21 protein-coding genes and 1 pseudogene are annotated in these 21,587 nt (G+C 74.9%); 9 read left to right on the top strand and 13 right to left on the bottom strand.

The window, feature by feature from the left end; translation table 11 throughout:
* Nucleotides 1-4 precede the first annotated feature (4 nt).
* The gene (locus OG370_RS20550; RefSeq protein WP_328466369.1) at nt 5-301 is read right to left on the bottom strand and encodes a type II toxin-antitoxin system VapB family antitoxin; all 297 of its coding nucleotides are present in this window, start codon (nt 299-301) and stop codon (nt 5-7) included.
* Nucleotides 302-485: 184 nt separating this feature from the next.
* On the opposite strand from OG370_RS20550, the gene OG370_RS20545 reads away from it, so the two are divergent.
* On the top strand, nt 486-2,177 hold the full coding sequence (locus OG370_RS20545; protein ID WP_443060713.1) for an FUSC family protein: 1,692 nt from the start codon (nt 486-488) through the stop codon (nt 2,175-2,177).
* Nucleotides 2,174-2,704: a MarR family winged helix-turn-helix transcriptional regulator gene (locus OG370_RS20540; protein WP_329367239.1), complete on the top strand. Its 531-nt coding sequence runs from the start codon at nt 2,174-2,176 to the stop codon at nt 2,702-2,704. Before OG370_RS20545 ends, OG370_RS20540 begins: the two co-directional genes overlap by 4 nt.
* 48 nt (nt 2,705-2,752) lie before the next feature.
* On the opposite strand, the gene OG370_RS20535 is transcribed toward OG370_RS20540, so the two are convergent.
* Nucleotides 2,753-3,145: a VOC family protein gene (locus OG370_RS20535; RefSeq protein WP_328466366.1), complete on the bottom strand. Its 393-nt coding sequence runs from the start codon at nt 3,143-3,145 to the stop codon at nt 2,753-2,755.
* 173 nt (nt 3,146-3,318) lie between these two features.
* On the opposite strand from OG370_RS20535, the gene OG370_RS20530 reads away from it, so the two are divergent.
* From OG370_RS20530 to OG370_RS20520, 3 genes are all read left to right on the top strand, one after another.
* Entirely contained in the window at nt 3,319-5,052 is a 1,734-nt protein-coding gene (locus OG370_RS20530) for a SpoIIE family protein phosphatase (protein WP_328466364.1), read from the top strand.
* Between the two features lie 117 nt (nt 5,053-5,169).
* On the top strand, nt 5,170-5,622 hold the full coding sequence (locus tag OG370_RS20525) for a J-domain-containing protein (protein ID WP_328466362.1): 453 nt from the start codon (nt 5,170-5,172) through the stop codon (nt 5,620-5,622).
* Between the two features lie 53 nt (nt 5,623-5,675).
* Nucleotides 5,676-6,257, top strand: coding sequence for a hypothetical protein (locus tag OG370_RS20520; protein WP_328466360.1), 582 nt, complete (start codon nt 5,676-5,678; stop codon nt 6,255-6,257).
* Here the strand turns inward: OG370_RS20520 and OG370_RS20515 are convergent.
* Entirely contained in the window at nt 6,254-7,291 is a 1,038-nt protein-coding gene (locus OG370_RS20515) for a hypothetical protein (protein WP_328466358.1), read from the bottom strand. The two genes, OG370_RS20520 and OG370_RS20515, sit on opposite strands and share 4 nt — an antisense overlap.
* A gap of 318 nt (nt 7,292-7,609) precedes the next feature.
* Between OG370_RS20515 and OG370_RS20510 the strand changes: the two genes are divergently transcribed.
* Nucleotides 7,610-7,876 (top strand): hypothetical protein, encoded by a 267-nt coding sequence (locus tag OG370_RS20510; protein ID WP_328466356.1) that lies wholly within the window; start codon nt 7,610-7,612, stop codon nt 7,874-7,876.
* Between the two features lie 124 nt (nt 7,877-8,000).
* Here OG370_RS20510 and OG370_RS20505 read toward each other — a convergent pair whose 3' ends face one another.
* Nucleotides 8,001-8,501: a DUF5949 family protein gene (locus OG370_RS20505; RefSeq protein WP_328466354.1), complete on the bottom strand. Its 501-nt coding sequence runs from the start codon at nt 8,499-8,501 to the stop codon at nt 8,001-8,003.
* 294 nt (nt 8,502-8,795) lie between these two features.
* Between OG370_RS20505 and OG370_RS20500 the strand changes: the two genes are divergently transcribed.
* Nucleotides 8,796-9,452: a hypothetical protein gene (locus tag OG370_RS20500; RefSeq protein WP_328466352.1), complete on the top strand. Its 657-nt coding sequence runs from the start codon at nt 8,796-8,798 to the stop codon at nt 9,450-9,452.
* A gap of 299 nt (nt 9,453-9,751) precedes the next feature.
* On the top strand, nt 9,752-10,036 hold the full coding sequence (locus OG370_RS20495) for a chaplin (protein WP_328466350.1): 285 nt from the start codon (nt 9,752-9,754) through the stop codon (nt 10,034-10,036).
* Nucleotides 10,037-10,156: 120 nt separating this feature from the next.
* Here OG370_RS20495 and OG370_RS20490 read toward each other — a convergent pair whose 3' ends face one another.
* Both OG370_RS20490 and OG370_RS20485 read right to left on the bottom strand, forming a co-directional pair.
* A complete protein-coding gene (locus tag OG370_RS20490) occupies nt 10,157-11,008 on the bottom strand; it encodes a tyrosinase family protein (RefSeq protein WP_328466348.1) in 852 nt (283 codons plus the stop codon).
* Between the two features lie 38 nt (nt 11,009-11,046).
* Nucleotides 11,047-11,499, bottom strand: coding sequence for a tyrosinase family oxidase copper chaperone (locus OG370_RS20485; RefSeq protein WP_328466346.1), 453 nt, complete (start codon nt 11,497-11,499; stop codon nt 11,047-11,049).
* Between the two features lie 331 nt (nt 11,500-11,830).
* Here OG370_RS20485 and OG370_RS20480 point away from each other — a divergent pair, with 331 nt between their 5' ends.
* Nucleotides 11,831-13,171, top strand: coding sequence for a glycoside hydrolase family 26 protein (locus tag OG370_RS20480; RefSeq protein WP_328466344.1), 1,341 nt, complete (start codon nt 11,831-11,833; stop codon nt 13,169-13,171).
* 18 nt (nt 13,172-13,189) lie between these two features.
* On the opposite strand, the gene OG370_RS20475 is transcribed toward OG370_RS20480, so the two are convergent.
* The 7 genes and pseudogenes from OG370_RS20475 to OG370_RS41515 all read right to left on the bottom strand — a co-directional run.
* Nucleotides 13,190-14,473: a GNAT family N-acetyltransferase gene (locus tag OG370_RS20475; protein WP_328466342.1), complete on the bottom strand. Its 1,284-nt coding sequence runs from the start codon at nt 14,471-14,473 to the stop codon at nt 13,190-13,192.
* Between the two features lie 2 nt (nt 14,474-14,475).
* Nucleotides 14,476-15,174, bottom strand: a complete 699-nt coding sequence (locus tag OG370_RS20470) for a lipopolysaccharide biosynthesis protein (RefSeq protein WP_328466340.1) — start codon at nt 15,172-15,174, stop codon at nt 14,476-14,478.
* Nucleotides 15,175-15,182: 8 nt separating this feature from the next.
* Nucleotides 15,183-16,508, bottom strand: a complete 1,326-nt coding sequence (locus OG370_RS20465) for a glycosyltransferase (RefSeq protein ID WP_328466339.1) — start codon at nt 16,506-16,508, stop codon at nt 15,183-15,185.
* Complete coding sequence (locus OG370_RS20460) at nt 16,505-17,287, bottom strand: polysaccharide deacetylase family protein (protein WP_328466337.1); 783 nt, start codon at nt 17,285-17,287, stop codon at nt 16,505-16,507. The genes OG370_RS20465 and OG370_RS20460 overlap by 4 nt, the downstream gene beginning before the upstream one ends.
* Nucleotides 17,284-19,002: a lipid II flippase MurJ gene (locus OG370_RS20455; RefSeq protein ID WP_328466335.1), complete on the bottom strand. Its 1,719-nt coding sequence runs from the start codon at nt 19,000-19,002 to the stop codon at nt 17,284-17,286. The genes OG370_RS20460 and OG370_RS20455 overlap by 4 nt, the downstream gene beginning before the upstream one ends.
* A complete protein-coding gene (locus OG370_RS20450) occupies nt 18,999-20,402 on the bottom strand; it encodes an O-antigen ligase family protein (protein WP_443060712.1) in 1,404 nt (467 codons plus the stop codon). The genes OG370_RS20455 and OG370_RS20450 overlap by 4 nt, the downstream gene beginning before the upstream one ends.
* Nucleotides 20,402-21,208, bottom strand: a pseudogene (locus OG370_RS41515) (sugar transferase); the annotation flags it as partial. The pseudogene OG370_RS41515 and the gene OG370_RS20450, both read right to left, overlap by 1 nt.
* Nucleotides 21,209-21,587 lie beyond the last annotated feature (379 nt).

Below are 21,587 nucleotides of genomic sequence, written 5' to 3'. Positions count from 1 at the left end.
ATTGTCAGTCCATCTCCAGGACCCGGGCGTGCAGCACTTGCCGCTGCTGGAGCGCCGCGCGCACGGCGCGGTGCAGCCCGTCCTCCAGATAGAGGTCGCCCTGCCACTTCACGACGTGTGCGAACAGGTCCCCGTAGAAGGTGGAGTCCTCCGCCAGGAGTGTCTCCAGGTCGAGCTGTCCCTTGGTGGTCACCAACTGGTCCAGTCGCACGGGACGCGGGGCGACGTCCGCCCACTCGCGCGTGCTGACCCGGCCGTGGTCCGGGTACGGCTTCCCGTTTCCGATGCGCTTGAAGATCACACGGAAAGCCTACCGGCCCGGCTTGTCCGGGCGCAGCCACGCCGCAGGGATGGCACGGGACCGAAAGGCCCATAGCCGTACGAAAGGTCGCCGGACCTGGTTCCGCCGACCGGGTGAGGGCTGCCGCGCCCGCGGGCGCGGCAGCCATTTAGTTTTCGAGTAAAACACTTGGTAAGCTTGTTGTATGAACGGCGCCACCCCCACCCCCCGCTCGCACCGGCCGCGCAGGCTCCCCACCGCCGGTGTGCTGCGCCTGGGCAGGACGTCGGACATCTGGTTCAAGCCCGCCACCAGCGCGGTGATCGCCTCGGCGATCCCCAACGTCGTCCTGCTCTGCCTGGGCCGACTGGATCTGGCGATGTACACGATGGCCGGCTCGCTCTGCGCCACGTACGCGCACAACCGGCCGTATGCCGGCCGCGCCAGGACGCTGATCGGCGTCGTCCTCGGCATGGTCGGCTGCCTCGCGGTCGCCCTCGTCGTCGCCTCGCTCACCGACAGCGTCATGGTGCTGATCACCGTCGGCGCGCTGCTCGCCGCGCTGCAGAAGCTGCTCTGCGATGCCACCAGGATCGGCCCGCCCGCCCATGTGATCTTCGCGTTCATCAGTTCGGCGGCCCTGTTCGCGCCCCAGACCATCGGCCAGGTCCCCGGCCACATCGGCCTCGCCCTGGCATCGGCGGCCCTCGCCTACCTGGTGAGCATGGCCCCCGGGCTGGTCCGCCCGCAGGGCCCCGAGCGCCGCGCGGTACGCGGCGCGCTCCGGGCGGCGGCACGGTACGCGGGACTCCCGGCGGGTGACCCGGAGGCGGGGCCGGCCCGTGCGAACGCGGCCGCCGCCATCCAGACCGGCTGGCAGAACCTGACGGTCAGCGGCCGGCGCACCGAGGACCGGCGGGCCCTGGAACGCCTGCTGATCCACGCCGAGGTCGCGCTCTCCGCACCCACCCCCGCCGACCCCGCCCTCCTCAGCGGCTGGGCCGCCCGGCTGCGCGGCACCGGCCCCGTCCCGCGCCCGGCCGGTCAGGCCGACGACACCGAACTCCTCGGCATCGAGACCGAGCTCGCCGTCTCCGCGCCCTCCCTCTGGCAGCGGCTGCGGCCGGGCGGTGCGCTCTTCCCGGTCGCCGTCCGCACCTTCCTCGGCTGTGCGCTGGCCGGCTACGCCTCCTTCGGCCTCGGCGTCGGACGCCCCTACTGGGCCATCGTCACCGCCGCCGCCGTCTCCCAGGCCAACGTCACCCAGTCCTGGCGCCGCAGCATCCAGCGGGTCGTCGGCAACCTGATCGGGGTCCTGGTCTTCGCCGCCGTGGTCCCGCTCACCCACACCGGCCCGACCGCCCTGGTGCTGGTCGCCCTGGCGTTCAACTTCGGCGCCGAGGCCCTCATGCCCCGCAACTACTGGCTGGGCAGCATCTGCGTGACGCCGATGGCGCTGCTGGTCGTCGAGTTCGCCGGGCGACGGCCGGTCGGTGAGCTCCTCACCGACCGGGTCCTCGACACCCTGGTCGGCGCCGTCGTCGGGGTGCTGGTCAGCATGGCCGTGGTCACCCGCCGCCCAGCCCACCAGCTGCGGACGGCGCTGGTCGGCGCCCGTACCGCGCAGCGGCAGGCACGGTCCGCGCTCGCCGCCCCGGCCCGCGGGACCCTGGAGGCCGCCGGACGGCGGCTGGCCTTCGCCCTGATCGAGCTGCGCCAGGCCAGGGACATCGCGGCCGGCGAGTGGTGGCAGTCCCCGCTGCCCGAGCAGGAGGTGCTGGACGTGGAGCGGGACGGACACCGTACGCTCGCCGAGACGGTACGCGCGCAGGGGCTCGTGCAGGGGCTGGGGGCCGGCGGCACCGCGACCGGTACCGGAGGGAGTGCGGCGGCATGACGGCAGCGAGCGAGGGCGGGCCGGCCGACGACACCGTGGCCGTGGTGGTCCGCCAGTGGCAGACCGTCCGCCCCGACCTGGACACCGCTCCGATGGAGGTCATCGGCCGGATCAACCGCTGCGCCGCGCTCCTCCAGCAGGCCGAGGACGCCCCGCTGCGCCGGGTCGGCCTGACCCGGGCCGAGTTCGACCTGCTCAGCACCCTGCGGCGGACCGGGCGCGAACTGACCCCCGGCGAGCTGGCCCGGGAGACCTTCTCCTCGGGCGCGGCCGTGACCAAGCGGCTGAAGCTGCTCGGCGAGCGCGGCTGGGTGGAGCGCCGCAGTGACACCAGGGACCGCAGGGTCGCCCGGGTACGGCTCACCCGCAGCGGCGGCGAGCTGATCGACTCGGTCGTGCCCGACCAGCTGCGCTACGAGCGGGTCGCGCTCTCCGGCCTCCCGGACGGCGACCAGCGGCAGGTCGCCGCGCTCCTCGCCGAGCTGCTGGTCCAGCTGGAGGGACGGCTCGGGGTGCCCCCGGGCTGACCCGGGTGGCTCCGGGCCCGGTGACGGCTCCGGCTCGGGCCCCGGTCGTCAGAGTCCGGGCCGGTACCGCAGCGGATGGTCGGCCGGGACCTCCACCAGGACGATGCGGTGGCCGTCGGGGTCGGTGATCCACATCTCGATCAGCCCCCAGGGCTCCTGGCGCGGCTCCCGCACGATCTCGGCGCCCCGGGCCCGCAGCTCCCGGTGGGCGGCCTCGACATCGGGAACCTGGAGCCAGAGGCGCAGGGTGTCCGCGGGGGCGGCGTCGCAGCGCCCGGACACCTCCAGGAAGCCGCCGCCGAGGAAGTAGACCGTGCCCCGCTCGGGGCCCTCGCCGAACTCCCGGTACACCTCCAGGCCCAGGACGTCGCCGTAGAAGCGGCGGGAGCGGTCCGGGTCGGCGGGCCGCAGAAGGGTCCGGCTGCTGAGTACATGCACCATGCCGCCACCCTAGAGACCGGTATGCCGGAGAGCCGTACGCCGCGGGCACCCGCGCGGAACCGTATACCGAGGGCACCGCGCCGGGCCCCTCTCCGTACGCACCCCCTTGAATCGCCGATCCGGCGACCTGCGGGCAGGGTGGAGCTACGACCCGACCCGGAGGAGGGACGCCGATGCAGCCCGACGTTCCGGAGCCCGGCAGTGCGGTGTGGCAGATGCTGCTGGACGGCACGCAGGCGGGTGTGGCGCTGCTCGACCCCGATCTGCGGTACCTGTACGTGAACCCGGCGCTGGCGCTGATGAACGGGGTGGAGGTCGACGCGCACGTCGGGCGGCGGATCGCCGAGGTGGTGCCCGGGGTCGATGTCGACGAGGCGATGATGCGCGCGGTGCTGGCGGACGGCCGGCCGCGCGAGCTGGACTCCAGCGGCCAGACCAGGGCGGACTCCGCGCACGCCCGGCGGCACTGGCGCGGCAGTTGCCACCGGGTCCTGGACGGCGGGCGGGTGCTGGGCCTGGGCCTGGTGCTGATGGAGGTGAGCGCGGACCGGGAGACGCGGCGGGAGTTGGAACGGGCCAGGGAGCGGCTGCTCGTGCTGGACGCGGCGGCGATGCGGATCGGCTCCACGCTGGAGATGGAGCAGACCTGCGAGGAACTGGCGGACCTGCTGGTCGAGGTGCTCGCGGACATGGCGACGGTGGAGATGCTGTCCAGCGGGACCCGGGACGGCCGCCGGCCGCCGCCGGACGGCACGGTACGGCTGCGCCGGTCCGCGATGAGCGCCCGCCCCGCACTGCGCGAGGTGGCGCCGAGCTTCGGCGCGCCCGGCAAGTACGTCGACTACCAGCCCGGCTCGGCGATCCCGCGCTGCCTGGAGACGGGCCGCCCGATCGTGATGAACCTGCTGCCCGACGAGGAGCTGAGCAGGTCCGCGCCGAACGCCGAGCGGGCCGCGGCCTACCGGGCGGCGGGCATCCACTCCGGGCTGATCGTGCCGCTGGCCGCGCGCGGCCGGCAGATCGGCACGGTGACGATGATCAGGGCCGGGTCGTCGCCCGGTTTCGACGACGAGGACGTGGCCGTCGCCCGCGCGCTCGCCGAGCGGGCCGCGATCAGTCTGGACAACGCCCGCCGCTACACCCGGGAGCACGGCATCGCGGTCGAGTTGCAGCGCGCGCTGCTGGCCGCGCCGAGCACCCCCAACCCGCGGGTCGACGTCGCCACCCGCTACCTTCCGGCGGGCGCCAACGACCTCGTCGGCGGCGACTGGTTCGACACGCTGGCGCTGCCCGGCGGGCTGACGCTGCTGGCGATGGGCGACGTGATGGGCCACGGGGTCGGCGCGGCGGTCGAGATGAGCCACTACCGGTCCATGCTGCGGGTCGGCGCCGGCGAGGGGGACGCGCCGGACCGGGTGCTGAGCCGGATCGACCGGCTGCTGGCGGCCGGGGGCGCGGAGCGGCCCGCGACCTGCCTGCTGGGGATCGCCGATCCGCTGCGGGGCGCCGCGTGGTTCGCCAGCGCCGGCCACCTGCCGCCCGCGGTGATCGCCCCCGACGGCAGCGTGACGCTGCTGGACGTGCCGCCCGGCCCGCCGCTGGGCGCGGACCTCGGCGGGGAGTACGACACGGTGTACGCGCCCTGGCCGCCCGGGCACACGCTGCTGCTGTACACCGACGGGCTGGTGGAGCGGCGCGGCGAGGACATCGACGTGTCGCTGGGCCGGCTGGCGGGGTTGCGGCTGCCGCACGCGGGGGACTCCCCGACGCAGCCAGGGGGAGGGTCGTTGGACGCGCTGCTGGCGCGGGTGGTGCACCGGCTCGCGCCGGCCGTGGCCGAGGACGACGTGGCGCTGCTGGCCGCGCGGGCGGTGCCGGGACACGGGCCGAGGACGGAGAGGTCGTAAGGCCCGTATTCCTGGAGGCCACCCCTTACCGCGCGGCCAAGTGGGCTTGTTAGCCTCGAAGGTGCACGCCGTTGGTGCCCGGCGACCCCGAGTCGAGGCGTATCGAGGAGTGGACGCATGACCGAACGCAAGCCGCCAGGAGTCTCCTTCGAGACCTGGGCCGACCGGCAGATCCGCGAGGCGGAGGAGCGCGGCGACTTCGCGAACCTGCCCGGCCGCGGGAAGCCGCTCGCCTCGCTGAACACCCCCTACGACGAACTGTGGTGGGTCAAGGGCAAGATGCAGCGCGAAGGACTGTCGTTCCTGCCGCCGTCGCTGGTGCTGCGCAAGGAGGCCGAGGACGCGATCGCCGCCGTCGCCGAGGCGCGCTCCGAGCAGCGGGTGCGGCAGATCATCGCGGCCGTCAACGAGAAGATCGAGGCCGCGATCCGCCGCCCGCCGCAGGGACCGCCGCTGAACCTGCGCCCGTTCGACGTCGAGCAGGTCGTGGCCGAGTGGCGCGAGCGCCGCGCGGGCGAAGGAGGCACGGGCGACGGGGGTACGGGCGACGGGCGGGGGCCCGCGGACTGAGCCCGGCGGACGGGGTGTTCCGGCTGCCCGTACCGCCCTGATAGGCATGGCCCGTGCGATTCGACGCGGTACCCAAGCCGCCGCCCGTCGAGGCCAGACCGCGGGACGACCGCGGCTATCCCGTGCCCGCGATCACCCCGTGGCAGGACGAGCGGCCGCAGTTCGCGCTCACCGACCACGAGCGCAGCGCCGACTGCGCCCGGCAGCGGCTGTGTTCGGTGTGCGGCACCCGCATGCCGCGCGGCACCGTATGGCGGGTGGTGGGCGCCGCCGAGGCCGAGGCGATCGCCGACGCGCGCGCGGCCGGCCGCCCGTACCGCAACCTCGCGCCGACCACCGAGGGCCCCGGGCACCGGGCGTGCATGCTCTACGCCTCGATGGTCTGCCCCTACCTGGCCCGCCCCAACGCCCGCCGCGGCACGGACGCCGAGCGCCCCGACGACATGACGGCGCATGTCGTACGGGGCGCGGTGCGCGGGGTGCTGGGCGCGGTGGTCGGCTTCGCGGAGTACGAGTTCGCGGTCACCGGGGCCCGGACCCTCTTCCGCTTCCTGGACGTGGTGGAGTTCCTGCCGCACGAGACGGCCGACACCCACCTGGCCGCGCTGCGGGCCGAACTGGGCTCGCCGGCTTAGGAGTTCCGGAAGGCCGGCAACCCCCGGTAGCCGGAGATCCGCTGCGGGGTGCCGGAGCCGTCGGTGCGGACCTCGACGATGCCGTCCGGGGTGCGGGCGGCGATCAGGTCGCCGGTGGGCGCGAACGCCGGCTCGGTGTAGTCCGTGGTGGCGTGCGGGGTGAGGTCCTTGTACGCCGGACCGCTGTCCGTGGACTCCTCCAGGAACAGGTGGTCGTGGCCGTCCACGGAGCGGACGAAGGTGATGGCCTCGTCGTCGGCCTGCGACATCGCCGGTTCGGAGCCGTCGGTGAGCGCCGAGCCCTGCTGCCGGAGGTTGTCGTCGCGGATGTAGACCTTGCCGCTGTCGGCGTTGGCGTAGGCCGCGGCGCCGGCCGTGCCCGCGTTCGGCCAGACGTTGCCGGTGGTCGGCAGCGGGTCGGGGTGCTCGCCGGCCATCTGGTTGAGGCTGATCGGCCGCGGGGTGCCGCCGGTGGCGGGGACGCTCTCCAGCTTCGTGGTGGAGCCCGACCGCACGGCGAACATCAGGTTGTCCAGCGCGGGCATGCCGTCGGCGGGGTCCGACTTGCGGGTCTGCCAGGTCGGGTGCGACCAGGTCTGCCCGCCGGGGTTCTTCGCCGCGATCACCCGGCCGGTGCCGTCGGGGTTGCTCACCGCGAGGTCGCCGTCGCCGTCCACGAACGCGGCCCGGCGGCCGTCCGGGGACCAGGCGAGGTCGCGCACCAGGGTGCCGAAGTCGACGCGGGTGCCGTTCATGACGACGTAGCGGCTGCCGTCGCTGATGGTCAGGCCGTTGTGCGCGGTGCCGTTGAGCGGCGAGTCGGAGGTGACCGGCTTCGCGGTGACGGTCGGGTTCCCGGTTCCGCCGGTTCCGCTGCTGGTGGTCGCGGGCGGGGTGGTGCCGTCCGCGGTGGGGTCGTCGGGGCCGCATCCCGTCAGCAGCAGGGCGGCGCCCGCGGTGAGGCCCGCGGTCAGGGCGACGGCGGTGGCGGTACGGCGGCTACGGCCGCGGCTGCGGCGAGTGGACGCGGGCATCTCGGTTCCCCCATGAACGATGAGACGGTGCGGCGGTGGTGTGCGAACCGCTGTGAGGGCAGCGTGACAAGCCAACGTCGCCGCGCTGTGCGGTAGTTGTCACGGCCCGGCAACACCGCGGCGCGCCGTGTCCCTCCCGTCTCGCGGGTCGCCGGGGCCCCTCCGCTGTCACCCCCGCCTTCCACCGTTCACCGCCGCGCGGCCGGATGCGGCCGGACGGGTGCGACGCTCCACCTGAGCGGGTGAACGCGGTGGACGGGGGCTGACGGTGGGCGTCCCGGGCGTGCCCTGCGGGCGGGCTCGGACGTTGTACCGGCCATGAACGTATTCCGCATCCTCACCACCGCCGCGGCCGGCTCCTTCGTGCTCGCTGCCGCCGCAGCGCCCGTCGTACAGGCCGCCGACCTCAGCTCCACCCTCTCGAGCACCGCGGTGACCGCCTCCGACACCGGAGTGCAGGCCGGCAGCGTCGCCAGCGGGGTGGTCCAGCAGTCCGGGGTCGGCCCGAAGGTCGCCGCCGTGCAGAAGGCCGTCAAGGCCGGGTCCGACGCGGTGAGCGCGGGCAACCAGCTGGTCAACGGCTGACCGTCGCCCGCAGCTCCGCCCGGGTGGCAGCTCCGCCCGGGTGGCACCGCCACCTCACCGCGAACCTCGTACGATCCGCGAGGAAAAGGGGCGCCCCCTTCGGGGCGCCCCTTTGCGTGGCCGCTCAGCCGCGCAGGCTGCCCACCGGAACCGTGAAGTGGGCCGCGCTGCCCAGCACCTCCTCGTCGGCGGCGAACGCGCGCAGCTCCTCCTCGGTGACCTCGGTGCCCGGGACCGCCTCGGGCCACGGGCGGCTGGCCAGGATCACGTAGACCGACGTGCGGGCGCGGGCCGCGGCCGTCCACTGCTCCGGCACCGGGCAGGTCACCTTCAGGTAAGGCATCGTCAGCACCGCCTTGCCGCCCTCCACGAGCAGCCCCACCTTCACCTTCGGAGCCTGCGCGACGTCCAGGATCGCGCCGCCCACCGGCAACCCGATCTCCTCGGCTGCCTCGAGCACCGCCTCCTGCCCGGCCGCCGGGCCGTCCACCCCGTCGCCGAGGGAGTAGGCCAGCAGGAACGGGGTGTCCTGGCCGTCCTCGTGGCTGCCGGCCCACGGGATCACCACGAGGGTGCCCAGCCGGCTCTGGAGTGACGACGCGGACGCGGTATTGGTCTGGCTCATGGGCCGGACCCTAACGGGCTACCGGCCCCGCACCCCGCCGATGTCACCTCAGCGGGGGACCCCCGGGCACAGGATTCGCCCGTTCGTGGAGCGGTCCGCCCCGGGCGCGCACCCCAACGGAGTATCCCGGCCGGGTGGTGGGCGAATCGCCGAACCCCCCGCGTTCGCAGTCGACTTGCGCCGGTGTCGGGTCGTGGGCCCCGAGGCCGCGAGGACGTTTCGGTTGCGGGAGCAGGTGCCGCTTTCCACGGTGGTCGAGGTAGCAGACTTGCCCCCACGAAGGGAAAACGTTCCATGCACAGCCACCGCACCACCGGTCTGGTCGTCTCCGCCGCGCTCGTCGCCGCTCTTGCGGGCGGCGCCGTCGGCACCGCGTCCGCCGAAGCCCCGCACCACCACGCCGCCGCCCAGCCCACGGCACCCAAGGCGCAGGCCGACGCGGCCGCGGTGCTCGCCCAGGCCAAGACGCTCGGCAACCTGGGCGGCGTGCTCGCCCCGGTCACGACGCTGGTCCAGGACGCGCTCGCCACGCCGGTCTCGAAGGACAAGGTGGCCTCGGACGCGACCGCCGCGACGGCCGCGATCGCCGCGGCGAAGAAGGCCCTCCCGGCGACCCCGGCCACCCCCAACGCCCCGGCCGCGCCCAACGCTCCCGCCGCGCCCAACGGTTCGGCCGCCGCCACCCGGGCGGTGCACCCGCGGGCCGCCGCCGATGTGCAGGCCGACGCCCTGGCCGCGCTCCAGACCGCCGTGGACTCCCTGAGCAAGGCCGTCGCCTCCGGCGACGCGACCGGCGCGCTCGCCGCAGGCACCGCGGTCGTCACCGGCCTGGTCAACGTCGCCGTCGCCACCGTGCTCGGCGGCGGTCTGCCCGCGCCCAACCTGCCGGGGCTGCCGGCCCTCCCCTCGCTGCCGTCCACTCCCACGCTCCCCACCACCCCGACCCTGTGACCCCACGCCCGGCCCTCCCGCCGCGCTGACCGCACACACCCGGCCCGCCGTCCGTCCTCGTCAAAAGGAACGGGCCGCGGGCCGCGTGTGTGCCCGCCCCCGCGCCAATTCACCTCCTCGGCGTATTACGCGGGCGGCGCGCCCCAATTCCCGCGCCGGCCGCGCTTCCACCGCGAGGAACCCTCACCGATTCGGCCCAACCTGCGTGACCATTCCCGGTCCCCGACCGTTGCCCAAGGCGTCAAAAGCCGCAGCGTTGCGGCAATTCTCATCTCGTATGACGTCTCAGGGAGATCTTGATGTCGCGTATCGCGAAGGCCGCGGCCCTCACCGCCGCCGCAGGTGCCGCGCTGGCCGCTGGTGCGGGTGTGGCTTCGGCCGACGCCGGTGCCGGAGCCGCTGCGGTCGGTTCGCCGGGTGTCGTGTCCGGCAACGTCGTCCAGGTGCCCGTGCACGTTCCGGTCAACCTCTGCGGCAACACCGTGGACGTCATCGGCCTGCTCAACCCGACGTTCGGCAACCAGTGCGAGAACGACTCCTCGCACGGTGACAGCACCGGGGGCAACGGCGGCGGCCAGTACTGAGTTCCTCGCACCGCCGTACGGCCTCCGCCTCCGCACGAGGCGGGGGCCGTACGCGTGATGCGGCAGGTGCGGCAGGTGCGGCAGGTGCGGCCAGGGGCACACCTGGCGCGCCCCGGGCCGTCACTCGTAGGTGTAGTACTTGCGGTGGTCCAGTACCACCGACGGCTTCACGTTGAACGGGGGCATCGGCTCGGTGAGGCTGATCACCCGGCCGTGCTCGGGGTCGCCGGCGCTCAGCGGCTTGGCCGGCAGGAAGCCGGACTTCGGGTGCAGCCGCTGCCAGCGGGTCCAGATCAGGTCGATGAAGGCGTGGTGCAGCCAGAAGATCGGGTCGTTCGGCGAGGACCCGCCGGTCATGTGCCCGCCGACCCACTGGTGCACCCGGTTGTGCAGGTAGCCGCCCTTGGCGTCGCTGACCACCCACCCCTCCATCTTGTTGCGCAGCCCCTGCGTGCTCGGCGCGGAGTTCCACGGCGCGGTGTCGTACGTCGCGATCTTCAGCGCGTCATCGACCTCGGCGGCGGTCGGCAGCACGATCGGCCGGTCCGGGCGGCCCATGTCGCGGGTCAGATACTTCTCCCGCGTGACACCGAAGGTGATCGGCCAGTTGCCGCCCTGGTAGGCGAACGGGCCGGTCATCACCTGCCCGTCGCTGGAGCGGCCGTTGCCGCCCATGAAGTCCGCTTCCCACAGTGCCGACGTCTCGGAGCGGTCCACGGTCCAGTCCCAGTACGGGATGGTGACGTCGGGGTCGATCATCCGCAGTTCGTGCTCGAAGACCAGCAGGAACTGCCGGTGCCAGGGGAAGAACGTCGGGGCCATGTGCGCCACCCGCAGCCCGGTCTCGCCGTCCGCGCTGAAGTACTGGGTGTGGAGTTTGACGTATTTGTCGTACCCGCCGTTCCGCTTGAGCTGCAGCACGGCCTGCACGAAGCGCGAGCGCTGGTCGCTGGTCAGATTCCGCTGGTTCATCCGGGTGTACACAGGTGCGGTCCCTCGACGCTCGGCGGTCAGTGATGGTGCGCGGCGGCCGCGTCGGCCAGCTCGGCGCTCCCGATGACGTCGACCGCGCCCCGGGCGGTGGCCAGCGGCGTCGGATACGGCTGGAAGTGGTTGGCCATGCTGACGAAGCTGCCGTCGTACCGGCGCATGGCGCCCAGCGGACGCCCGTCGACCAGCAGCAGCAGGCCGCTGGGATCGCCCGAGGGGAAGCCCTGGATGCGGCGGCCGCGGTAGACCTCGTCGAACAGCGGCGAAGCCACCTCGTCCAGCAGGGAATCCGATCCGTCGCCGTCCGCCCCCGGTACGGCCCCCTTCCCGTCCTGCCCGCCGGCGCCCTGCGCGGCGGCGGCGCGCGAGGTCGGCTGCCCGGCGGCGAGCATCGGACGCAGCCCGGCCGCGGTGCCCGACACGGCGGCCGCGGCGATCAGCCCCGTCCTGAGCACTCTTCTGCGTGACGGCATGCCCGGCTCCTCTCGTCGGCACTCGGCCGCGGCTCATCTTGCCCCGTGCGGCGGGGAATCCCGGGATCGCGGCCGGTGGACGGCAACGACGATCCGGAAATTCACCTGACCGGGTGATATCGCCAGCGGCTCCCGGACGCTTTTGACGGATGAGAGGATTCCTTTGTGGGCAAGGGAGTTCGGGGAGGAGGGCGAGAGAACAGGCCCACCCGAAGTCCGCGGCACGGTCACGACCGAGCTGCCGAATCCGCGTGCGCCATTTATTCGTACGTTATGACTGACGGTCAGGCGGTGCTTCCGGTGCGCCTTTGCCGTCGAACGAGGAGTGGCCATGGCCGAGCGACACCACTGGTGGGTGCGGGGGAGCGTCGCGGCGGCCACGGCCGCGGTGCTGCTGTCCGGGGTGGCGGCGACCGCGCTCGGCGACGACTCCGCCGGGCGGCTGCTCGGTCTGCCCGCCCACGGGAACCCGGTGGCCGTCCCCCTGCCGTCCGCGTCGGGCACGGCGACCCGCACCCCTTCCGTCCCGACGGGCGCACCCGCGGCCTCGGCCGGTGGGCTGCCGCCGATGGGCGCCTTCACCGACTCCGGCAGCAAGGGCGTCCAGAGCCTCGGCGGGCTGGAGAACTGGCTCGGCGGCACCCAGGTGAACGTCGGCCACACCTACCTGCCGGGCGACAACTGGGACAGCATCGAGGGCGACGACGACCTGCTCCAGCCGTGGGCCGCGTGGACCCGCGCCGAGCCCGGCCGGCTGTTCGTGCTCAACGTGCCGATGCAGGCCGACAACGAGGGCCACGTCTCCGACGACCAGGTGCGCGACCTGATCGAGCAGGGCGCGAGCGGCGCCTTCGACGCGCACTTCACCAAGCTCGCCCGGCGGCTGGTCCGGCTCGGCGTCCCCGACACCGTGATCGTGCTCGGCTGGGAGATGAACGGCACCACCTACACCCACCGCTGCGGCCCGGACCCCGCGGGCTGGAAGGCGTACTGGAACCGGGTTGTCACCGCCATGCGCGCCGTGCCCGGCCAGCACTTCCGCTTCGACTTCGCCCCCAACCGCGGCCGGGACGCGATCGCCTGGACCGCGTGCTACCCCGGCGACTCCACCGTCGACGTCATCGGCATGGACTCCTACGACCAGCCGCCCGGCACCGACTTCCACGAGCAGGTCACCGAGCCGTACGGCCTCCAGGCCCAGGTCGACTTCGCCGCCGCGCACCGGAAGGCGATCTCCTACCCGGAGTGGGGCCTGTTCAGGAACGGCGACGACGCCGACTACATGAGCCTGATGCTCACCTGGATCATCACCCACCACCCGCTCTACCAGACGATCACCGACTACTGCCCGCACGGCGTCTGGCAGTGCGACCAGAACCCCAACGCGTCGAAGGTGTACCGGGCGCTGCTCTTCGGCCGGAAGATCGCCACACCCGCGTCCGCGGCCCCCGGCCCGGCCCCCACCCATGGCACCGGTTCCACCGGCACCGCGCCCACGTCCCTGCCCGTCGAGACCTGCGTGCCGATGCCGCTCAGCGAGGTGATGAAGCAGTCCTACGCCAGCGGGCAGGTGTGCGTACGGCTCAAGCCGCGCAGATCGGCGCCGGCTGCCCCCGCGGCTCCCGCTCCGCCCGCGGCCACCCCGTCCCCCGGGCCGACCAGCGCGCTGTGAGGCGGTCCGGCGGGCGGCCTACCGCCGGCGCCTGCGGCGTACCTCCCGCAGCCGGGCCCGGGCCGCGGTCAGGGCCCGGCGGGCCAGGAGGGACGGCAGGGCGCGGCGGGTGCCCAGCAGGAGCCGGGAGTTGGGGGCCGAGAGCGGGCGCCAGTGGGCTTTGTGCGGTTCGGCGCCCCGCATCATGCTGAGGACGGGGCGGTCGCCGGCCGTGGTGAGGCGGGCGCCGTGCCGCATCAGCAGGGTGTTGAGGTCGACCTTCGCCGAGTGCAGGGCGGCGAAGTCGGCGCCGTAGAGGTAGCCGCCGGCCAGGGTCGGTGACAGGACGGTGAGGTTCGCGGCGACCACCTCGCCGCCGATCCGGAACTCGGTGAGCCGGGCCTCGCCGGACTCGGTCATCCGGGCGCAGGCGCGGCCGAGATGGGCGGCGAAGCGGGGGCGCAGGTGCTCGGGGGTGACGCCCCGGCCCTCCCACTGGGCGGTGTGCAGCCGCAGTATCGTGCCGATGGCGGCGGGCACGTCGGCGGCGGGCACGTCGTGTTCCTCGATGCCCGAGGCGTCGATCTTGCGCAGATGGGCGCGGATGCGCTGGCCGCGCGAGCTGCCCACCCGGGCGATCAGGCCGGTCATGGGCCCGCCGGGCAGCTCCAGGCACTCGGAGTCGGCGAGCCGCCGCTTGGGGCCGGGCCACCGGGCGTACACCCGCTCGGCCGCCGCGCCCGCCGGCACCTCGCGCAGGTCCACGACCCCGCCCCGGGCGGCCCGGCGCATCCCGAGGACGAGGGCGGCGGCCACCGGGTCGCCGCGCCGGGCGCCGTCACTCGTACGGTCCGCGCGGTCCTCGCCGCGTTCGGCGTCCGCGTCGGTGTCTGCTCCCGCGGTGCCGGGGGCGATGAGCACGTCGGAGTAGTCCGTGATGGCGCCGCCGAGCGGCACGAGCGCGGGCAGCGGGCGGTAGGTGCGCATCAGCGCGACCGCGCCCACCAACTCGCCCTCCCGGCGGCCCTCTTCACTGCCGCCGTTCCCGCCGCGCCGGACCAGGACGACCCGCAGCCGTCCCCGCCGCCCGTACGACAGCCACCAGGAGTGCAGCCAGGCGTGGCTCTGGAACGGGGTGGCGCGCGGGCAACCGCGGTGCAGCCGGGTCCACTCGGGCGCGAGCGCGGCGAACTCGTCGGGGTCGCGGCAGATGCGCACGGCGAGTGTGCCGAGCGGGTCGGGCGCACCGGCCGCGTCCGCCGCGCTTCTGGGGTGCGGCGGGCGGGCGGCGGCCGGCGGCGCCGCGGTGTCGGGGCCTTCCACCGTCACACCGCCGCCCGCTCGGGCCGGGGCTCGGACGAGGACGGCGAAGCGGAGGCGGACGGGGCGGCGGACGGCGACGGGAGCGGGGTGCGGGCCGGGTGGGCGGCGTCCTCCTCGCGCCTGGGCCGGACCAGGAGGACGAGCGCGCCGAGCAGCCCGCCCGCGCTCGCGCCGACCGCGCCGGACAGCGCCGCCGACGGGGAGGACGGCGCGGCGGGCGCGGCGGCGGGCGAGAAGAGGAGCAGGCGGACGCCGGTGCTGTCCGCGTCGCGGTTGCCGGTGGCGGCCAGCGAGCGGGCCACACCGTTGGCGATGGAGGCGGCGGTGCCGGCCTTGGACGAGCTGCCGGTGACCGAGATCATCGGGGCGTCCGGCGACGTCGCCGCCTGGACATGGCTCTTCAGGTCCCCGGCGGCGGTGTGGGTGGCGGCCTGCGCGCCGGCCAGCACCGCGGAGCCGGTGACGATCCGGCCGTACGCCTGGGCGAAGCCGAGCGCGGTCGGCGAGTCGGTGCCCTGCCGCGGTACGACCATCACGTAACTGGTCGCGGCGTACTGCGGGGTGGCCACCAGGCCGTACCCGATGCCGCCGAGCAGGCCGATGCCGATGCCGAGCGGCAGGGGCAGCCAGCGCGGCACCGCGCGTCGCGGCGTGCGCCGCCCGCGGTCCTGCGGGTCGTTGATGTCGTCCGTGCGGGTCACGGTGTGTCTCACTTCTGCGCGGGTGTCGGGGTGGTGGGTTCGGCGGCGGCGCCGGGTACGGTGCCGGGCGCCTGCCGGGAGGCCGGCGGGGCGGCCTGCTGCGCGGGCGGTTGCGGAACCGGCGCCGCCGCCTGCGGCGAGACCGGCTGCGCGGCCTGTTGCGAGACCGGCCGCGGCGCCGGCTGGGTCCCGGCGGCCCGGGCCGGGCGCGGTACGGTCGCGGCCGGACCGGACCCGCGCCGCCGCAGGCCCCGCCGCTCGCCCGCCTGCGCGTAGAGCGCCATGACGCGCTGCGCGGTGCGGGCGATGTGGTAGTACTCGACCGCCGCGGGAGCGGGCAGCCGGCGCGGCCCCGCGCGGTGCTCCGCGGCCAGGGCGGCGGGCAGTTCGCCGAGGTCGATCCGGCAGGCGCCGGGCGCGTCCTCGGCCGGCACGTCCTCCACGGCGGGGCAGGCCGTGTAGAGCGCGGGCAGTCCGGCGGCCAGCGCCTCGACCACCGCGAGCCCGAACGCCTCCTCGGCGGAGACCGAGACGAACAGGTCCATCGCGGCGAGCAGTCCGGGCACCTCCGGGCCGCTGGAGTCGGCGACGTGCACCCGGTGCTGGAGGTTCAGGTGGTGCACGAGCCGCAGCAGCGGCACCCGTTCGGGGCCGTCGCCGGCGAGCAGCAGATGCACGTCCGGGACCTCGGCGACCGCCCGGATCAGCGCGTCGAACCGCTTGCCGGGCACCTGCCGCCCCACCCCGCCGACCACGTACGCGCCGACGGGGATACGAAGCCGGGTCCTGGCCTCGGCGCGCACCTCGGGGTCGAAGCGGAACCGGTCCGGGTCGATGCCGTTGGGCGCGAGGTGCACCCGCGCCTCCGGCACGCCCCAGTACACCAGCCGTTCCGCGACGGTCGCCGAGACCGCGAGGGTGCCGTGGCCGAGCCGCTCGGTGGCCCGGTACAGGGTGCGGGTGCCCAGTCCCAGCGGCCGGCCCTCGATCTGGGTGGCGCCCAGCGAGTGCTCGGTGGCCACGACGGTGTGCACCCCGGCCAGCCGCGCGGCGATCCGCCCGTAGACGCAGGCCCGGTACAGGTGGGTGTGCACCACGTCGTAGTGGCCGGACCGGATGAAGCGGGTGAGGCGGGGGAGCACGCCGACATCGCGGTTGCCGGTCATCCGCAGGTCGTGCACCCGCACGCCGTCGGCGCGGATCGCGTCGGCCACCGGGCCGGGGTCGGTGAGCGTGGCCACCTCGCACTTGGCGTCCAGGTGCCGCAGCAGCAACCGGAGTTGCTGCTCGGCGCCGCCGACGTTGAGGCCGGTGATGACGTGCAGGACCTTCATGCGTCGCCTCCTTGTGGCACGGCGGGGAGGGTGGCGAGCTCGGCTCGCCGCATCCGGTGCAGCAGCCGTTTGGCATGCAGCCGGGGGGAGTTGTCGGCCTGGCCGACGTAGGTGCGCGGCAGGGCGTGGCCGCAGGCGACCGGCCCGGGGTCGACCGCGCAGGCGTAGTCGTATCCGGCTCGCCGGGTGGCGAGCGCGGTGCGCGGGTCGACCGCGCCGTAGGGGTGGCAGAAGCCCGCCGGGACGGTGCCGGTGATGTCGGTCAACAGGCTTCTGCTCTCGGTCAGTTCGAGGTCGAGATCGGCGTCGTCCAGAGCGGTCAGGTCACGGTGCAGCAGGCCGTGCGAGCCGATCTCCATGCCGGCGGTGTGCGCGGCGCGGATGCCGTCGGCGGTCAGCAGCGGCTTGCGCGGGCCGTCCGGGTCCCAGGCGTTGGTGCCGCCGAGCCGGCCGGGCAGCACGAACACGGTGGCGGTGTGGCCGTGCGCGCGCAGCAGCGGCACCGCCTCGGTGAGGAAGTCGGCGTAGCCGTCGTCGAAGGTCAGCCCGACCAGCCGGCCGGCCCGGCCGCGGGCGCGGGCGGCGAGCAACTGCCGCATGCCGACGCCGGTCAGGCCGCGCCGCCGCAGCCAGCGCAGTTGTCCGGCGAGCCGCTCCGGGGTCACCGTGACCAGGTACGGGTCGCCGGCCCGGCGGTCGCCCACCGAGTGGTACATCAGCGTCCAGGGTGCCCGGCGGCCGGCGTGGACGCCCGCGGGGGCAAGGAGGTCAGCGGTCATGGGCGGCCCTTCCGTGTGACGGTGGCGAGAAGGTACGGGACTTCGGGCACCCGGGCGGCGAGCGCGGCGCCGGCGAACACCACCGGCACCGCCACCGCGCAGGCGGCCGCGGCCACCGCCGGGTCCGGCAGCCGGTGCGCCAGCGCCCAGCCGGCGGCCGTGGCGCACAGCGCGGCCAGCGCGATCCGCCCGATCCTGGGCGCCACGGCGGCGACCCGGACGGCGACGGTGTGCGCGCCCAGGCCCCGCAGCAGCAGGGCGGCGGTCACGGTGATGCCCAGCGCGTTGCCGGCCGCGATGCCGTACGCGCCCCACGGCCCGACCGCGGCGGCGTCCGCGGCCGCGGTTACCGCCAGCCCCAGCCCCATCGCGGCGGCCGGGTACCAGGTCGGGCCCGCCGCCGAGAAGTACGGCCGGACCAGCGCCCCGACCAGGCTCTGGCCGAGCAGGCCGAGCGCGTAGACCCGCATCACCGTGGCGGTGTCCGCGGTGTCGACGGCGGTGAACTCACCTCGCTGGAAGAGGACTTCGGTGATCTGCGGGGCGCAGGCGATGACGTAGGAGGTGCCGAGCAGCACCACCAGGCAGGCGAGCGCGAGGTCGCGCTCGACCCGGCGCCTGGCCTGCTCGCGGTCGCCGTCGGCCAGCGCCCGTGACAGCACCGGGAAGGTGACCGTCACGATCATCACCGACAGCGCCATCGGCAACTGGGCGACCTTCTCCGCGTAGTTGAGGTGCGAGATGGCGCCCGCGGGCAGCGGGGCGGCGAAGAACCGCTCGACCAGCACCTGCGCCTGGCGGCTGAGCGTGAAGACGATGACCGGCGCGAGCAGCGCCAGGCCGAGCGGGTTGTCCGGGCGCGGCCCGGCCGGACCGACCGGCGTGGACCGCAACACCCGCAGGAAGGAAGGCAGCTGCGCCGCGATCATCAGCACGCCGCCGACCGCGACCCCGGCGGCGGCCGCCCGCACCCCGAACCTGCCGTGCAGGGCGAAGAGCACGGCGACGATGCCGGTGTTGTACGCCACGTAGATCGCGGCGGGCGCGACGAAGCGGCGGTGCGCGCGCAGCGCGGCGCTGAGGTAGCCGGCGATGCCGAAGGTGAGGACGGTCAGCGCGGTCAGCCGGGTGCAGGCCACCGCCGTGGTCGGGTCGGCGATGCCGGGGGCGAGCACGTGTACGACCCAGGGGGCGCCCGCCGCGAGCGCCGCGGTCAGCAGCGCCAGGGCGGCGAGCAGGCGCGGCAGGGTGCCGCGGATCAGGGCGTGCGGGCCCTCGCCGCGGGCGAGGGCGGCGCTGAACGCGGGCACCATCAGCAGGGCCATCGCGTCCTCGATCAGGACGGTCGCCGCGATCTCGGGGATGGTCCACGCGACGAGGAACGCGTCGCTCTCCGCGCCCGCGCCGAAGAGGTGGGCGATGCCCTGGTCGCGGACGAGGCCGAGGACGGAGCCCGCGATGCTCAGTCCCGCGGTGGCCGCGGCGGCGTGGGCCATCCGGGAGGAGGGTTCCCGGGCCGTGCCCGGGTCGCGCGGCCGGGGCGGCGGTACGTCGATCGGCTCGGGCGGGGGCGCCCACACGTCGGGGGGTTCGGTGCCGGCGTACGCCAATGCGGCCGGCGGGCAGGCGGCTTCGGGTGCGTCGGCCGGGTGGGTCCAGACGTCCTGAGGGGTGCCCCGGGTGCCTTTGACGAACCCTGCTTCCCTGTCGTTCATCGGGCGGGCTCGTCCGTGGAGTTGAGCGACCACCAGGCGGTGAGGCCGAGCAGGACGGCGGTGAGGGGGGTGGAGGGGCCGCCGATGTCGGCGTAGAGGAAGTCGACGGCCTGCCAGAGGAGGAGGCCGACGGCGGCGAGGCCGGGGGCGACGGCGGTGCGGGCACGGAAGGCGCCGCGGGCACGGAAGGCGCGCCGGGCGCGGTGCAGGCGGGCGGCGCCGCAGGCCAGGAGGGCCGCCCAGGAGCCGGTGAGCAGGCCGCAGCCGATCAGGCCCTGCTCGGAGAGGGCGAGCAGGTACATGTTGTGCGGCGAGAGCAGGGGCTCGCGGGTGAAGGTCTGCCCGGCTCCTGCGGTGTCGCTGCCGGAGTCGAGGGCGAGCGAGGCGTGGGAGTCGCGCTCGTCGGGGAAGCGCTTGAGGCCGACCCCGGTGGCGGGGTGCTCGCGCCACATGGACAGCGCCGCCGACCAGAGGGTGTAGCGGTCGGTGACGGACTGGTCGGGCGCGTCGGTGACCTGCGTGATGCTGGCGAGCCGCTGGGTGATCAGCTGGGAGCCGACGCCGACCCCGCCGACCAGCAGCACCGCACAGGCGGCGAGCACCGCGAAGACGCGTACCGCCTGCCGCCATCCGGCGAGCAGGGTCATCGCGGCCAGCGCGAGCGCGGTGGCGATCCACGTGCCGCGGCTGAAGGAGACGGTGAGCGGCACCAGGAGCAGGGCCGCGCACACCGCCGCCCCGGTGCGGACCGCGCGGCGGCCGGGCGCGAGGGCGTAGCCGACCGAGATGACCAGCCCGTACGCGACGACCGTGGCCATGCCCATGATGTCGGAGGGCCCGAACGTGCCGACCGCGCGGATGTCCTCGCCCTGGTACGAGGCCCCGGTCGCGGTGGCGTACTGCCACACGCCGATCCCGCCCTGGACCAGGGCGAGGGCGACCACCGCGCCCGCGACCACGGCGAAGTCGCGCCGGTCGCGCAGCAGGAGCACGAGCGCGGCGGGCACGAGAACGAACACCTGGGCGTAGCGTACGAATCCGGTCACGCTGGCGCCGGGGTCGGGCGAGGCGATCGCGGCGACCGCGAAGCCGACGACGGGCGCGCCGAGGACGATCGCCGCGGCCGGGCTGAGCAGGCGCCGCCGGTCGCGCAACAGGCGTACGGCGCAGGCGAGTACGAGCACGGCGGAGGCCGCGTCGGCCGGTGTGACCTTGCCGGAGGTGCTGACGTTGCCCGGGGCGACGGGCGCGGCCAGCAGCGCGATGGTGGCGACGGCGGGCATCAGGTGCGCGTACGACGCGAAATGACGCAGCGTCAGTTGGTGTCTTGCGGCGCCGTCGTGGCGGCCGGCGGGACCGGCGCCGCGGGTGCGGCCGGACGGCGCGAGGGTCAGGGTCATCAGCTACCGCCGAACCGGAAGAGCGAGGCCGCGGTGCGGACGAGGATCGCGACGTCCTGCCACAGCGACCAGCTCTCGATGTAGTGGTTGTCGAACCTGGCCCGGTCCGGGATGGAGGTGTCGCCGCGCAGACCGTTCACCTGGGCGAGGCCGGTGATCCCGGCGGGCATCCGGTGCCGGTCCTGGTAGCCGGGCAGCTCGGCGCTGAACTTCTGCACGTAGAAAGGGCGTTCGGGGCGCGGACCGACCATGCTCATGTCGCCGCGCAACACGTTCCACAGCTGCGGCAGTTCGTCGAGCGAGGTGCGGCGCAGCAGCCGGCCGATGCTGCTGGTGCGGCTGTCGTGCGCCACGCTCCACAAGGTCGCGGCCTCGTGGTCGTCGGCGGGGCGCAGGGTGCGGAACTTCAGTAGGGTGAACGGCCGTCCGCCGAGACCGATCCGCTCCTGCCGGAACAGCACGCCGGGGCCGTCCGCGAGGCGCACGGTCAGCGCGCAGCCGGCCAGGATCGGGGCCGCCGCGGTCAGCGCGAGCCCGGCGAGCACGATGTCCAGCGCCCGCTTGCCGTAAGGCCGTTGCCGGGGCCGGACGGTGAACGGGCGGTAGGCGTAGCCCCACAGATGGGTCGGCTCGACCCGCCCGGCCCCGGCCGGTCCGCTGCCGGGCAGCAGTCTGTCCTGGTCGGCCTGCCAGATCCGGCAGCGCCGCGCGGCCAGCAGCGCGACGGCCTCCGCCGTGGCGGGCCCGGCCGGCCCGACCACGACCACGTGCCGTACCGCGTCGCGCACGGCGACCCGGGCGATGTCCGCGGCGGTGGTCACGGCGAGGCGCGGGATCGACGCGAGGGCGGTGCCGGTGTCGGCGGTGCTCGGGTCGGGTGTGCCGTGGGTGGTGACCGGGACGGTGTCCTGGACGGTGAGTGGGACGGATGGCGAGGCCGGGGGGTGCGGCGGGACGTCCGCGCAGGCGCCGGCCGGACCGAACGAGGCCGTCTCCAGGGTGGGTTCGGCGCCGAGGGACGCGAAATCGGCTGCGGTGAGGCCGTGTTCGCCGGGCCCGCCGTGGTCCGCCGGGGTGGCGATGACCACCGGGGCGAGGCCGTACTCGGGGTGGGCGCACAGCGTCGCGGCAAGCTGCTCGGCCGCGTTCGGGGCGCCGATGACGAGGGTCGGGGCGGGCGCGCGG

This window comes from Streptomyces sp. NBC_00448, assembly GCF_036014115.1.
In the GTDB taxonomy this organism is placed as follows: domain Bacteria; phylum Actinomycetota; class Actinomycetes; order Streptomycetales; family Streptomycetaceae; genus Actinacidiphila.
The sequence above is the reverse complement of the archived record's forward strand: the minus strand, read 5'-3'. Positions and strand labels throughout refer to the sequence as shown.